This window comes from Hufsiella ginkgonis, assembly GCF_009834915.1.
In the GTDB taxonomy this organism is placed as follows: Bacteria; Bacteroidota; Bacteroidia; order Sphingobacteriales; family Sphingobacteriaceae; genus Hufsiella; species Hufsiella ginkgonis.
The window spans coordinates 149,336-163,961 of record NZ_WVHS01000002.1 but is presented as its reverse complement, the minus strand read 5'-3'; the positions used below and the strand labels follow the sequence as shown (position 1 = coordinate 163,961).

The 14,626-nt window shown below is 50.4% G+C and carries 15 protein-coding genes; 13 read left to right on the top strand and 2 right to left on the bottom strand.

Going from position 1 to position 14,626, the window contains the following annotated elements:
- Positions 1–54: 54 nt before the first annotated feature.
- Together GS398_RS07525 and GS398_RS07520 are read left to right on the top strand one after the other, a co-directional pair.
- Positions 55–1,395, top strand: coding sequence for a Gfo/Idh/MocA family protein (locus GS398_RS07525; RefSeq protein ID WP_160906160.1), 1,341 nt, complete (start codon positions 55–57; stop codon positions 1,393–1,395).
- 108 nt (positions 1,396–1,503) lie between these two features.
- Positions 1,504–2,355 (top strand): sugar phosphate isomerase/epimerase family protein, encoded by an 852-nt coding sequence (locus GS398_RS07520; protein ID WP_160906159.1) that lies wholly within the window; start codon positions 1,504–1,506, stop codon positions 2,353–2,355.
- 50 nt (positions 2,356–2,405) lie between these two features.
- Here the strand turns inward: GS398_RS07520 and GS398_RS07515 are convergent, their stop codons facing one another.
- On the bottom strand, positions 2,406–3,923 hold the full coding sequence (locus GS398_RS07515; protein ID WP_160906158.1) for a L,D-transpeptidase family protein: 1,518 nt from the start codon (positions 3,921–3,923) through the stop codon (positions 2,406–2,408).
- Between the two features lie 262 nt (positions 3,924–4,185).
- On the opposite strand from GS398_RS07515, the gene hisG reads away from it, so the two are divergent.
- The 10 genes from hisG (at position 4,186) to GS398_RS07465 (ending at position 13,171) form a co-directional block, all read left to right on the top strand.
- Positions 4,186–5,037 (top strand): ATP phosphoribosyltransferase, encoded by an 852-nt coding sequence (hisG, locus tag GS398_RS07510; RefSeq protein ID WP_160906157.1) that lies wholly within the window; start codon positions 4,186–4,188, stop codon positions 5,035–5,037.
- A gap of 80 nt (positions 5,038–5,117) precedes the next feature.
- Positions 5,118–6,410, top strand: coding sequence for a histidinol dehydrogenase (gene hisD / locus GS398_RS07505; protein ID WP_160906156.1), 1,293 nt, complete (start codon positions 5,118–5,120; stop codon positions 6,408–6,410).
- Position 6,411: 1 nt separating this feature from the next.
- On the top strand, positions 6,412–7,098 hold the full coding sequence (locus GS398_RS07500) for a hypothetical protein (RefSeq protein ID WP_160906155.1): 687 nt from the start codon (positions 6,412–6,414) through the stop codon (positions 7,096–7,098).
- A gap of 10 nt (positions 7,099–7,108) precedes the next feature.
- Positions 7,109–8,164 (top strand): histidinol-phosphate transaminase, encoded by a 1,056-nt coding sequence (hisC, locus tag GS398_RS07495; RefSeq protein ID WP_160906154.1) that lies wholly within the window; start codon positions 7,109–7,111, stop codon positions 8,162–8,164.
- Positions 8,157–9,323 carry a bifunctional histidinol-phosphatase/imidazoleglycerol-phosphate dehydratase HisB gene (gene hisB, locus GS398_RS07490; RefSeq protein ID WP_160906153.1) on the top strand — a complete coding sequence of 389 codons (1,167 nt, stop codon included), beginning with the start codon at positions 8,157–8,159 and terminating at the stop codon, positions 9,321–9,323. Before hisC ends, hisB begins: the two co-directional genes overlap by 8 nt.
- A gap of 148 nt (positions 9,324–9,471) precedes the next feature.
- Positions 9,472–10,068, top strand: a complete 597-nt coding sequence (gene hisH, locus GS398_RS07485) for an imidazole glycerol phosphate synthase subunit HisH (RefSeq protein WP_160906152.1) — start codon at positions 9,472–9,474, stop codon at positions 10,066–10,068.
- Between the two features lie 3 nt (positions 10,069–10,071).
- Positions 10,072–10,821 carry a 1-(5-phosphoribosyl)-5-[(5-phosphoribosylamino)methylideneamino]imidazole-4-carboxamide isomerase gene (locus GS398_RS07480; protein WP_160906151.1) on the top strand — a complete coding sequence of 250 codons (750 nt, stop codon included), beginning with the start codon at positions 10,072–10,074 and terminating at the stop codon, positions 10,819–10,821.
- Positions 10,822–10,826: 5 nt separating this feature from the next.
- Positions 10,827–11,582, top strand: a complete 756-nt coding sequence (gene hisF / locus GS398_RS07475; RefSeq protein ID WP_160906150.1) for an imidazole glycerol phosphate synthase subunit HisF — start codon at positions 10,827–10,829, stop codon at positions 11,580–11,582.
- Positions 11,582–12,169 carry a bifunctional phosphoribosyl-AMP cyclohydrolase/phosphoribosyl-ATP diphosphatase HisIE gene (gene hisIE / locus GS398_RS07470; protein WP_160906149.1) on the top strand — a complete coding sequence of 196 codons (588 nt, stop codon included), beginning with the start codon at positions 11,582–11,584 and terminating at the stop codon, positions 12,167–12,169. The genes hisF and hisIE overlap by 1 nt, the downstream gene beginning before the upstream one ends.
- A gap of 87 nt (positions 12,170–12,256) precedes the next feature.
- A complete protein-coding gene (locus tag GS398_RS07465; protein WP_160906148.1) occupies positions 12,257–13,171 on the top strand; it encodes a WD40 repeat domain-containing protein in 915 nt (304 codons plus the stop codon).
- A 130-nt stretch (positions 13,172–13,301) separates the two neighbouring features.
- Here GS398_RS07465 and GS398_RS07460 read toward each other — a convergent pair whose 3' ends face one another.
- Positions 13,302–14,090: a C40 family peptidase gene (locus tag GS398_RS07460; RefSeq protein ID WP_160906147.1), complete on the bottom strand. Its 789-nt coding sequence runs from the start codon at positions 14,088–14,090 to the stop codon at positions 13,302–13,304.
- Positions 14,091–14,151: 61 nt separating this feature from the next.
- Here GS398_RS07460 and GS398_RS07455 point away from each other — a divergent pair, with 61 nt between their 5' ends.
- Complete coding sequence (locus tag GS398_RS07455) at positions 14,152–14,619, top strand: universal stress protein (protein ID WP_160906146.1); 468 nt, start codon at positions 14,152–14,154, stop codon at positions 14,617–14,619.
- The last annotated feature ends 7 nt before the right edge of the window (positions 14,620–14,626 follow it).

Below are 14,626 nucleotides of genomic sequence, written 5' to 3'. Positions count from 1 at the left end.
CAACTATTTATTTGATAAAAGTTTCCTACATTTATCGCAACCAATTTAACTTCCATGACCCTTACAATCAATCGCCGCCATTTTCTCCAGCAAGCTGGGATCACGGGCACTACCATGCTGCTTTCGCCATCGCTCTCTTATGCCCATAGCCTTTTTTCCGGTTCGCCGGCCGATAAAGTGGTCCTGGGCGTGATGGGTACGAACAGCCGCGGATCGTTCCTTTCGAAAACGTTCGCCCGCTTGCCGAATGTGGAAGTAGGGTATATCTGCGATGTGGATGCGACGGTGCTTGAAAGGTCCATTGCCGATATAGAGAAGATCACCGGTAAGCGCCCGAAGGGATTCACCGATATCCGAAAAATGCTGGAGGTAAACGACTTCGATGGCCTGGCGGTTTCCGCGCCCGACCATTGGCACACCCCGGCAGCCATTATGGCGCTGCAGGCGGGCAAAAATGTGTATGTTGAAAAACCCTGCAGCCACAATCCCCGCGAGGGCGAGCTGCTGGTGCAGGCATCCTTAAAATATGGCAGGAAGGTCCAGATGGGCAGCCAGCGCCGTACGTTCAGCAATGTAAAGGAAATGATCGGAAAGCTGCACGACGGCGCGATCGGCCGGGTTTATTTCGCCAGGGGCTGGTACGTGAACAACCGGAAGTCGATCGGGAAAGGCAAAACCGTTCCGGCTCCGGCGAACCTGAACTTTGATCTCTGGCAGGGACCTGCCCCGCGCCGCGGGTATCGTGATAACCTGGTGCACTATAACTGGCATTGGTTCTGGAACTGGGGCACCGGTGAGGCCCTCAATAACGGCACACACGAACTAGACGTGATCCGTTGGGGCCTCGGCGTAGATTTCCCCACCGAAGTGGTTTCTGCAGGCGGCCGCTATCATTTCCAGGACGACTGGGAAACCCCGGATACGCAAACCATCACCTACAATTTCCCGGGGAATAAAGGCGCTACCTGGGAAGGACGCAGCTGTAATAATTTCAATTCGGAAGGCAGCGGACGCGGCGTGATCTTTTATGGTGATAAAGGCACGATCGTGTATCCCGGCGCGAACAGTTACCAGGTGGTTGACGCCAATAACAAAGTGATCTATGAAGCTAAAGACAACACGCCCTTCGACCCGGCGAATAAAGTGAGCCCGACAGAACAGTTAGACGGCTTGCATCTCCAGAACTTCTGCGCCGCCATTCGCGGTACGGAACCGATCAACGCACCGATCGCCGAAGGGCATAAATCGACCTTGCTGCCCCAACTCGGAAATATTGCTTACCGGGTGGGAAGGACATTAAAATGCGACCCTTCAAACGGCCGTATCCTTAACGATAAGGAAGCCATGAAGCTCTGGGGCCGCGAGTACGAAAAAGGCTGGGAAATTAAGATCTGATCTTTTTTCAGTCTTTGCGTAACTTGCGTGACCCGTGTTTTTTAGTTCAGCGAAGGGCACGAAGCTTATGCAATGTAACGAAGAATAAATTTTAGAAAACCAACAGAAATGAAATTGAAATATCTCTCCATTGTACTCCTCTTAACGGTTAGCGGGTGTTTTGCCCAGAAAGATAAACCTTTGTTCCCGCAGAAACCCGGTATGGTATCTTATACTTACCGGAACAGTTTCAAGACAAATGTGGCCGCCACGCTGGACACTATCAGGAGCCTCGGCGTTACTGATATGGAATTCTCGAACCTTTTCGGTAAAACCGCCGCCGAGCTGCGAAAACTGCTTGATGAACGCGGTATGATATGCTCGTCGTTCGGTGTGAGCTACCCCGATGCCACTACCAAAACGGATGCCGTAGCCGCAGATGCGAAAGCCCTCGGTGCATCGTATGTACGCATCTCCGGGATACCGCGGAACAATAAAACTCCTTTCACGGTAGAGGAAGCGAAAAAAGCCGCGAATGATTTTAACGCGGCGGGTAAGATCCTGAAAGAAAAATATAATCTTACCCTGGTGTATCATAATCATGGTTTCGAATTCAGGGATTATGAAGACGGAACGCTCTTCGATTATATCGTTAAAAATACCGATCCCGAATACGTGAGCTTTGAAATGGATATCCTTTGGGTGGTACATCCAGGTAAAGACCCCGTTTCCCTACTCGAAAAATACGGCAAGCGTTTTCATTTGATGCACCTCAAAGACCTTAAAAAAGGTGTAGTAGGGGATTTTTCAGGCGGAACACCGGTAGACAATGACGTGGCGCTCGGCACCGGCCAGATGAACATCCCGGCAATACTGAAAGCAGCGAAAAAGGCAGGCATTAAACATTATTATATCGAAGATGAAAGTACGCACATCAGCACGCAGGTGCCGCAGTCGATTGCGTATTTGAAAAGCCTGTAACCGTTTTACGCAGTACGTTCGAGGCAAACGTACTGCGTAAAACGTGCTTACTACTTATACGCAAGCGCCTTCCTGATCCTGCGGTATAACACATCATCCAGCTTATATACGTCCGGGCGGATCTGTACCTGGCCGGCGGCGTCTGCGAAGGCGGTCATGTAATCAAGAAAAACGGGAACAGGCTGCGACAGGGAAATATCTCTCGCTGACGGATTGCTTTCGGTCATTTCTTCTTTTACGAGGTTGTACTTTTCACCATCACCAAACAGGGCGTGTGCCAGCTCAAGCGGCTTCTCCACACGCACACATCCATGGCTCACGGCACGCACGGGTAACGCGAAGGGCTTTTGCGCGGGAGTGTCATGCAGGTATACCGAACTGGAATTTGGGAACTGGAACTTAATTTTTCCCAGTGAGTTATCATCTCCGGGCGCCTGCTTAAAGCTGTAAGGAATGTTATTTTTATCTACATCAGACCAATCGATGTCGTCGGCGTCGACCTGCGAGCCGCTTTTGGTGTATACATTAATGCTGTTGTTCACCAGGTAATACGGGTCTTTCATTACGTGTGCATAGATCTCGTTTTTGGCGATGCTCTCCGGGATGTTCCAGACAGGGTTTACCTGCGCATTGTTGATGGCGCTGCTCAGTTGGGGCGTCGTGTGATTATGCGGACGAACGGATTCTTCCGATTCATCGAAATCTGCGTCAGCCTGCGACTGCTCCGGGCCTTTTCCCACGCATACTTTCATAGTAAGTGCCGGTTTGCCGTTTTCCACGTAAGTAAGCATATAGTCCGGGATATTCACCCATACATAACGGTCGGTGGTGGGTTTGTTTTTCCAGCGAAGGCGCTCGAGGTTAAGGCCGATCACTTTTTTGGTTTCTTCGGCGGTCATGCCAGTATAAATATAATTTGAGGCAAGCGCCGCCTGCAGCTTTTTATATTGGTCGCCGCTGGGCTGAATAGTATCCAGGAACGATTTTATGTCTGTTATAGCAAACACTTTTTGCATAAAAGCACTGTCGGGCTTGGCTGTTTTCATATAGTAGCGCGCAAAGATCTTGCGGGGGTTTACGATACCATACTGCATCGCGGTAGCATACTTTATTAGCGAGTTGGCTGTCAGCAGCTCGGTTCGTGCAATTACTTTATAGGCTTCGTCCACCGTTTTGATATCCTTTTTACCATAGAGCTTTGCTACCAGCGGCGCAAGCTCCGCATGGTTAAACAGCTCAGGACTAAGACCATGTGCAGGCGCCTGGGCATAATGGTCGACCACATTCAGCAGCTGCTTGTCTTTAGTGAAATTCACGATAAAATAGGGCTCATAACCATTGGTGGTATAGAACTCCTGTATAAGGGACGAGTTGCTCAGGTTGTCTTTTTCAGCGGCCAGTAACTCTTTGAAAACTTTGTAATAAGCTACGGAATCCACCTTTTTAAACACCTTGTTTTTGGTTTCCTTGAACAGGATTGCGCCGATATCAGACCGGGGTTTCTTACAGGACCCCAGCGTCAGTCCGACGAGAATTAATAAAATACATGAGTAAGTGATCCTTTTCATTTTGTTTGTTTAATTACCTGCATCCGTGCCCGGGCCTTCCGGCATCGGGCGCGCTTCGCATCATTTATTTTTGTTTTTTCCAGGTGAACCACTATATTTGCGCTCCCCGATTTAATCAGGAGAACCAAATACAATGCCAGTAGTTTTCACCCACCACGTACATTTCCATCATCGCCATTGCGGCGATAGATAAAATAGTACGTTTCTACGTGAAACGCATAGTTGGCAACTGTAACCATTGGTCTGATTAAACAACATAAACTTGAAAACACTCAAAATAGCTATCCAGAAATCGGGCAGATTAAATGAAAAATCTGTAGAACTTCTGAAGAATTGCGGCCTTAGTTTCGACAATTACAAAAGCTCCCTCATCTCTCCTGTTTCTAACTTCCCGCTGGAGATCTTATTTCTCCGCGACGACGACATCCCCGAATATGTACAGGACGGCATCGCCGACCTGGGTATCGTCGGCGAAAACGTGATCAGCGAAACCGGGGCCGACGTAGCGTACCTACAGCGGCTGGGATTTGGAAAATGTTCGCTCAAGATCGCCATTCCCCACACCAGCACCATCCGGTCTATCGGCGACCTCAACGGCAAAGCGATTGCCACCTCCTACCCGGTTATCCTTAAACGGTTTCTTGATGAGCATAAGCTGAAAGCGGACATCCGCACAATTTCGGGCTCCGTGGAGATCTCTCCCGGTCTCGGCATGAGCGACGCCATCTGTGACCTGGTATCTACCGGCGGTACGCTGAAAAGCAATGGCTTGCAATCGTTTACAGATGTGATGGCTTCGGAAGCGGTCCTCATCGGCCGTAAAGGCGATGAAGACAACCTGCTGATCAGCGAACTTATCCAGCGCGTACAATCTGTTTTAAGGGCCCGCGAAACCAAGTACGTGGTGTTGAACATCGAAAAGAAAAACCTCGAACGGGTGAAAGAATTGCTTCCCGGCATTAAAAGCCCTACCGTGGTGCCGCTGGCCGAGGAAGGCTGGATCGCTATTCATACGGTCATCCCGGAGCGCGATTTCTGGGAAAAGATCAGCGAGCTAAAAGCCGCAGGCGCGGAAGGGATCGTGGTATTACCGATTGAGAAGATTATCTTGTAGTAACCAGTGGTCAGGGATCAGTTCTGTTACGACCTTTCAAAGGAACTGATAGCTGCCTGCTGATCACTCAACCGACACTTATGTTAAAAATATACCACTACGACACTCTTACAGACAGTGCAATAAACGAGCTCACCCGGAGAAATACAGACGACGGGAACGAGATCCGCGAGCGGGTGCAGGATATTATAGAGAACGTAAAGTCGCATGGCGATGCGGCGCTTTTCAGCTACGCGGAACGATTTGACGGCGTGCTGCTCCGTGAGCTTTTTATAGGCAAAGAAGAAATCCAGGCACTTGCCGCGACCATCGGTCCGGAACAAAAACAAGCTTTAGAGATCGCTTACCGCAACATCCATGCTTTTCATAAGGGACAGTTGCAGCAGGAGGAACCGGTGGAAACTATGCCTGGCGTTACCTGCTGGCGCGAGATCCGGGCAATAGAACGGGTGGGCTTATACATCCCGGGAGGAACCGCGGTACTCCCCAGTACTTTCCTGATGCTGGGAATTCCGGCAAAACTTGCGGGATGCGGTGAGATCGTCGTTTGTTCGCCACCGCAAAAGAACGGGATGGTCAACGCGTTCCTGGCTTATTGTGCGGTATTGCTTGGCATCGAGCGCGTTTACCTGGCCGGAGGCGCGCAAGCCGTGGCCGCAATGGCTTATGGTACGCAAAGTATCCCGAAGGTGGACAAGATATTTGGCCCTGGCAACCAGTATGTTACCAAAGCAAAGACCATGGTACAGGGCGACACGCAAACAGCGATCGATATGCCCGCCGGCCCGTCTGAAGTACTGATCATCGCCGATGAAACGGCCAACCCGGTTTTTGCAGCCGCAGATCTGCTGGCACAGGCCGAACATGGCGCGGATAGCCAGGCGATATTGGTTTCCGCATCGGCGGATTTTGTGACGGACACGTTAAAAGAGGTCGAAAAACAGCTCCGGGCTTTGCCACGGGCAGAGATCGCCAGGATGGCGTTGAACAATTCCTTCGCAGTTATCGTGTCAAGTGCAGACCAGGCCATGGAATTCAGCAACCGTTATGCGCCGGAGCACCTGATCATTCAAACGAAATACAGCCGCGGGCTTGCAAAAAAAGTAACCAGCGCCGGTTCCGTTTTTATCGGGAGCCTGACACCGGAAAGTGCGGGCGACTATGCGTCAGGAACCAATCACACCTTGCCGACAAGCGGTTATGCGCGTTCATATTCAGGCGTATCGGTTGATTCTTTCGTGAAAAAGATCACTTTCCAGGAAATCTCCGAAAAGGGAATTAAAAACATTGGTCCAGCTGTAGAGATCCTGGCTGAGCTGGAAGGGCTTCAGGCACATAAAAATGCGGTCACCGTACGGTTAAAAAAGGACTAATATGAAAGCTGTAGTCTTTTTATGTTTTGTGGCCGCTGTATGGTCGTGTACACGGGCGCCAAAAATCGACACCGCTGATGCGGCCGAAACCATAAAAGGCGGGGAGCTTGCCGGCAACGGATCGTTCAAGCCTTTTAAACTGCTTACGAGTTTTACCGTGATCGATACGGGTACCTATAGTAATGAGTTGGAAGACGGTACTTACTACGTAATCTCCCGTGATAAAGATTTTGTTGATACCATTAGCGGCTGGTTTGGCCTTCAGCGTTTGGGTAAATACTATGTCTACCAGAAGCCGGACACCTTTGCCGATTCGCTGTGGAACGGAGATACCATGATTGCCAGTCACGGCACCTATTTATTGCTCGATGCACAGAACAAAGCGACGAAGCTCAGCAGCGTTGCGGAGAACCTCAACGATTACTTTTCATCACCGGCAGTGATAAACGACAAACTTTATTACTGGCAGCTGCTTTCCCGCGGTGAGCATGGCCCGTTCGACGTCCACGCAGCGGAATTTGACATCGCTACCCGTAAAACCACCAGCCGGTTCCTGATGAAAAACGATGCAGGCACCGATTACAGCGGCTATTTTAGTACGCCTTACCTGGAGAATAACCAGGTGATTTTCGCATTCGACGAAAAACAAACATGGAAATTTAACAGCGGGTTTAACCCGTTACCCTAATATTTAAACGATGAGCTTCGATCTCAACAACCTCCTACGGGAAAATATAAAAAACCTTGTTCCCTACTCCTCTGCCCGGGACGAATTTAAGGGCGAAGCATCCGTTTACCTAGATGCGAATGAAAACAGCTATGGCTCTCCTCTTCCGGAGCCCTATAACCGCTACCCGGACCCTTTGCAAGCCCTCGTAAAAGAGAAGCTGAGCAAAATAAAAGGTGTTCCTCCCCGGAATATTTTCGTTGGAAATGGTAGCGACGAGGCGATCGATATCCTGTTCCGCGCCTTTTGCCGCCCGGGCACCGATAACGTGATCATCGTGCCGCCGACTTATGGAATGTACGAGGTATCGGCAAATATCAACGACGTCCGCCTGAAACGGGTAAAGCTAACCGAAGATTACCAGCTTGACCTGGAAGGGATCGCCGAAGCGATAGATCCCAATACCAGGCTGATCTTTATCTGCTCGCCGAATAACCCCACCGGCAATTCGATCAACCGGGAAGATATTGAAACGGTCATAGCCAATTTTGACGGCATCGTGGTGATCGACGAAGCCTATATCAATTATTCACGTCAGAAAACTTTCATCCGGGAACTCACGGAATACGCCAACCTGGTAGTTATTCAAACGCTTTCGAAAGCATGGGGACTGGCAGGGCTGCGCGTTGGAATGGCTTTCGCAAGTGAAGAAATTATCGAAGTTTTCAACAAAGTGAAGCCGCCTTATAACATGAATGACGCATCGCAGCGGTTGGCGTCGAAGGCGCTCGACAACATTGAACAGGTGAATCACTGGATCAGGGAGGCGGTAACAGCGCGCGAAAAAGTAGCGAGAGAGTTAACCGCATTTCCTTTCGTGCTGAAAGTATATCCATCAGATGCGAACTTCATTCTCGTAAAAACGACCGATGCGAAAGAGATCTATCAACACCTGGTAAAGAGCGGGATCATTGTCCGCGACCGCTCTAAAATAGCGCTCTGCGAAGGCAGCCTCCGCATCACCATTGGTACGCCCGCAGAAAACGAACAATTAATTAAGGCACTAGCAACATTTAACAATGGATAATACACCGGAAATCAACCCTATACGCAAGGTGCTGTTCGTAGACCGCGACGGTACACTGGTTAAAGAACCGGCCGATGAACAGGTCGATTCGTTTGATAAGCTGATCTTTTACCCGGGCTCCATTCTGTACCTTGCCAGGATCGCTACCGAGCTGGACTACGAGCTCGTGATGGTGACCAACCAGGACGGCTTGGGCACGCCTGCCAATCCCGACGAGAATTTCTGGCCTGTGCACAACTTTATCCTGCAGACGTTCGAAAACGAAGGCGCAAAATTTACGGAGGTTTTTATCGACAAAACTTTTCCACATGAACAGGCCCCTACCCGAAAACCGGGAACGGGAATGTTAACAAAGTTTTTCGACACGGCATCGTATGACCTGGCGGGCTCGTTCGTAATTGGCGACAGGCTGAACGATGTGATCCTGGCGAAGAACCTCGGCGCAAAGGCGATCTGGTTAAACAACCAATCACACCTGGGCGGCAGGGAATTCAGCCGGGAACAGCTGGAGAGCATTAAAGATACGGTGGCCCTGGAAAGTACCGACTGGAAAAAGATCTACGAATTTTTAAAGGTCGGTCACCGTACCGTGTCGCATACACGGAACACCAGGGAAACAAAGATCAGCATCGACCTGAACCTCGACGGAACGGGTGAAGCCGATATCTCCACCGGCATCCATTTCTTCGATCACATGCTCGACCAGATCGCCCGGCATGGCGGTATCGACCTCAGCATTAAAACGCAGGGCGACCTCCACATCGACGAACATCATACCATCGAAGACACCGGGATCGCGCTCGGCGAAGCTTTCGCACTGGCGCTCAGCGATAAACGCGGAATAGAAAGGTACGGTTTTTGCCTTCCTATGGACGATTGCCTGGCGCAGGTAGCGCTTGATTTCGGCGGACGCAACTGGATCGTTTGGGAAGCGGAGTTTAAGCGCGAAAAGATCGGCGAAATGCCTACGGAGATGTTTTACCATTTCTTTAAGTCGTTTTCCGACGCCTCACGCTCAAACCTGAACATCAAAGCGGAAGGCCAGAATGAGCATCATAAAATAGAAGCGATCTTTAAAGCCTTCGCAAAGGCGATGAAGATCGCCGTAAAACGGAACGTAAATAATATGGCGCTCCCCAGTACGAAGGGCGTATTATAGGGAGCGGTCGGTTATGAGTTGTCAGTGATCAGTTGTCAGTCGTCAGTCCCGTGTTACGCCCGCCGAACTGATCCCTGAAAACTAAAAACTGATCACTGAAAACTGACAACTGATCACTGAAAACTGAAAACTGAAAACCCACAACTCCATGATCGGAATAATCAACTACGGTGCCGGCAACATTTTCTCGCTCACAGCGGCGCTGGAACGGTTAAAAATCCCCTATGGCATGATCCATTCTCCGGAGGATATTGACGGATACGACCGGTATATCATTCCCGGGGTGGGGCACGCGGGCGCTGCCATGCACAAGCTGAACGAAACGGGTTTGGTACCGGTGATCCGGAATTTAACTAAGCCGGTACTTGGTATTTGCGTGGGAATGCAATTGCTGACTTCCTTTTCCGAGGAAGGAAACTCGCAGTTAACCGGCATCGTTCCCATCAACACGCTTCATTTTTCGGGCAAAATAAAGCTTAAGGTGCCGCATACCGGCTGGAACAATATCACGATCGAAAAAAGGACGTCTTTATTCGATGGAATTGATGACGGAACGTATTTTTATTTTGTACATTCATATTTTATAGAGTTTAATCCGGAATTTACCTTAGCTTCGGCGGGCTATGAGATCAGGTTCTCAGCGGCGATTCAAAAAGGGTTCTTTTACGGGGTACAGTTCCATCCTGAGAAGTCTGGCGAAGCCGGCGAACACATATTAAAGAATTTTTCACTTTTAGCGACATAGACGATGTACATTATTCCTGCAATTGATATTCTTGACGGAAAAGTAGTCAGGCTGCGTGAAGGCAGCTACGACGATGCGACCTTCTATGATGTTACGCTCGAAGAGATGGTGGAGAAATACCAGTCGAACGGAACGGAGTTCGTTCACATCATCGACCTGAACGGCGCTAAAGGCGATTTCAGCAACCAGAAATACCTGTTCGACATTATCCGCAAAACGGATATGAAAGTACAATACGGCGGCGGAGTGCGCAGTATCGCGAAAGTGAAAGAACTGATCGATTCAGGTGTTCACCGCGTGATCGTGGGTACACAAGCCATTACCAACCCCGAGTTCCTCGACGAACTGAGCGTAGCGGTTTCAGGCAGCTACCGGTATTCCGACCATATCGTGGTAGCCATCGACGTGCTCGACGAGGTGATCAAATACTCCGGCTGGATGGAAAGCTCGCCGATCAAGCTGATGGATTACGTTGATCGTTGCCTTCGCCTGGGTTTCTTCCGCTTTCTATGTACCGATATCAATAAAGACGGGAAGCTTGGCGGCGCAGGAATCGGCCTTTACCGCAAGCTGCTCGACCACTCCCCCTTTATTAAGCTTATCGCCTCAGGCGGCATCAGCTCGATGGACGATATTGAAGGGTTGCAGGATATCAAAGTGGAATCCTGCGTGGTTGGCAAGGCGATCTACGAAGGCAGGATATCTATCGAGGATATCAAAGACTGGAACCTCAAAGCGCTGATCTCTCTCTAAATCCCATGGTTTGCAAACGTATCATTCCCTGTCTCGACGTCAAGGACGGCCGAACAGTGAAGGGCGTGAATTTCGTCGATCTGCGCGATGCCGGCGATCCGGTTGAGCTTGCCTGGCAATATTCGCGGCAGGGGGCCGACGAATTAGTGTTCCTGGACATCACCGCTACCCACGAGCGCCGTAAAACCATGGTGGAGCTGGTGAAAGCCGTCGCCCGCCAGGTGAATATCCCCTTTACCATCGGCGGCGGCATCAACGAGCTGGCTGATGCCGACATCCTGCTGAACGCGGGCGCCGATAAGATCTCCATTAATTCTGCGGCCGTACGCAACCCGGAACTGATCAACCAGCTGGCGGACGCATTTGGCAAGCAGTTCGTGGTGGTAGCGGTCGACACTAAAGCGGCAGGCGAACGTAATCTCGTTCACCTGAACGGCGGTCGCGTAGCTACTCATTTAGAAACGGCGGCCTGGATAAAAGAAGCCGAAGAACGCGGTGCGGGCGAGATCCTTCTTACTTCCATGGACCACGACGGCACCAAGTCAGGTTTCGACAATGTGCTGCTGAAACAAATAAACGATCACATTTCCATACCTTTGATCGCTTCCGGCGGAGCCGGGAATACACAGCATTTTATCGATGTATTCCAGCAATCGGATGCCGATGCGGCGCTGGCGGCTTCTGTTTTTCACTACGGTGAGATCCTGATCCCGGAGCTGAAACAACTACTTAAGAACAACCACATAAATGTAAGGATCTGATGGAAATAGACTTTTCCAAATCGGGCGGCCTCGTGCCGGTGATCATCCAGGACGAACAAACCCTGGAGGTACTGATGCTCGGTTACATGAATGAAGAGGCGCTTGCCATAACTACATCCAACCGGAAGGTTACTTTTTTTTCGCGCACAAAAAACCGGCTGTGGACCAAAGGCGAAGAGAGCGGGAACTTCCTGTTCGTTAAAAGTATCCGTCACGACTGCGACAATGATACGCTGCTGATCCAGGTAAACCCGGTTGGTCCAACCTGCCATACCGGGTCGCGTAGCTGCTTTAATACGGATTATAACCAGAACTTCCTGTTCCAACTGGAAAACATTATCGCCGACAGGTATGAAAACCCGGTGGAAGGCTCATACATCAATAAATTGCGCCACAAGGGGCTGAATAAGATCGCCCAGAAAGTGGGCGAAGAAGGCGTTGAAACCGTAATTGCCGCATTGGCGGAAACGGAACACGACCTCATTAACGAGGCGTCAGACCTGGTATTCCATTTAATGGTGCTGCTCAGGGAGAAAAATCTCGATCTGAAAACAATCGCGGGAAACCTGGAGGCGAGACACCGATAAAAGACGTTATACGTTTGATGTTCCTATCGCTCGTTCTTCACCTGCGCAGCTAAACACCGAAACGCATAACGTTTAACTTTTTCAAGCATGTTAGTTACCAAGATCTCAGAACTTCCCGGCCACCAGAACCCGATTTTTACGATCGAGCCGTCGCAGAAGGCAGGCATCATTTTCACGGCTGGTAACGACAAAGGCGTGGTAGAATGGAGCCTGGCACGAATGGAGTTCATTAAGGTAATGTTCCCGGTAAGGACCTCTGTTTATGCGCTGCATTGTGTGCCCGGGAAACCGTTGATGGCCGTTGGCGAGCGAAGCGGCGAGATCGGTATTTTCGATTTCCTGGAGCAGAAGATCATCGCAAGGCTTCAGCATCACCAGCTCCCGGTGTTCGATCTTAAATCGGCTCCCGAAAAGGATGAACTGCTGGCCGCTTCCGAAGATGGTACGGTATCGGTATGGAGCCTCTCTGACTTTAAGCTTGTTTACCGGTTCCCGGTGGCGGCGGACACGGTGCGGGTGATTGCGGTAGCGCCAACCACGAACCTGGTGGCTTTCGGCTGTAAGGACAGTATGATATCGGTATATAACTTGCTGGATTATACGTTGGTATGCCGGTTACCGGGTCATACGCTTCCGGTCACCTCGCTGCAGTTTTCACCCGATGAGCGCTACCTGCTCTCGGGAAGCCGTGATGCGCAGCTGAAAATATGGAACGTAGCAGGTATGAACCTGCACGAGTCCATCCCCGCTCATTTGTTTACCATTTACGATATCAAGTTCCACCCCACGCTCCCGTTTTTTGCCACGGCAAGCCGCGACAAGTCTATCAAGCTTTGGAGCGCGGAGGATTTTAAACTGCGGAGAACCATCAGCCGGGAAAAAGGGTACGATATCCACCGCTTGTCGATCAACAAAATAGCCTGGGACCCCGCCCGGGGATACCTCGTGTCTGTTGGGGATGATAAACTGGTAATGACCTGGGAGATCGACCCGGAGGAATGATCCTCAACCGGCGATCATTCCGCTATCATTACCTCGTAGCTTTTACTATCATACAAACATCACGGTAAAGCCTTACTCGCCTTTTTGCGGCGCGGGATTGTGCGCCCGTCACCCAGTTTACTTCCATGTCTTATGAAACAAACCGCCTGATGATCCTTAATTTATGCGTATATCGACGCAGTTCATCGCTGTAGATGCCCTGGTCATCTATTGCGTCTATCTTCACCCTCCCTGAGGCGTGGATAAGGGTCGATTGGTCGAGCAGGATCCCTACATGAATGATCTTGCCGTCCTCGTTGTCAAAGAACGCAAGATCGCCCGCCGTGGCCTCCGGCAGGAAATGCACGGTTTCGCCCTGCAGGGCCTGCTGTGCGGCATCGCGTTTAAGCGGAATCCCGAAAAGCTTAAATACCACCTGGCAAAAACCGGAGCAATCGATCCCATACGGGCTTCGGCCACCCCAGAGATAAGGTGCATTGAGGTAAAAACGGGCTGTTTGTGCTATTTCACTCTTAAAATTGGCTTGTCCCGGGACCAACAGGCCGGCGGGAGCCAGGTATTGATCGTTGTTTATCGAAAAGGCGGCGCCCGGGGAAACCGGGATGCTCGATCCCGGAACCAGCGCAAGTTTTTGCCCTGCTGAAGTTTTGTCAAGCGGGAAACTGCCATGGATCCCTGTCACGAAACTATGGTCTTCCCAGTTTATAAACTCCTCGAGGGTTACCGGCGCATACTGCTTAAAATCGATCCAGCCCATGTAATTATCGTACACGCTTTGTACCAGGGTCCAGTTATTTTCCTTGTTTACGACCCTAAGCCGGTCGCCAAATAAAAGCTGGTTAGTAAGCTCGCTCCTGTCCGAAGGTTCCGCCCGCATAGGCACAACCGATAAATTGCATATCCCGAATGAATGTTCCATCCCAGGCAAATAAACAAAAAAGAATTTAAAACACTTTCCGGCCGCACCGGGTTCTGTACAAATGGAAACGAACCTTCAAATAAACAGGATATTGATCGCCGTAGAAGACAGTCCTTATTCTGACAAAGCCAGTGCTTATGGCGTAATGCTGGCCGGTAAAATGAAGTCGGAAGTGGCACTGGTCCATGTAAGCGACGTAGCTATAGCCACCAGTTATGTGGGCGATCCGCTCATTGCCGAGCCCCAGTTACTCATTCCCGATATGATGGAGATCCAGGAGCAGGCGGGCAAAAAACTGCTCGACCGCATCAGCGACCATTTCAGCAGCGAAACCACCATATTTACGTTTAACAAAGTTGGAAATCCCACCGACGAAATACTAGCCACCGCGGAAGAGTGGCGTGCCGACCTGATCATCCTGGGCACGCACGGCAGAACAGGCCTCGACCACTTTATTACCGGCAGCGTAGCCGAGGGCGTATGCCGCAAAGCGAAATGTGCGGTATTGGTGGTACCGAATCCGAAGTAGCGTTTAT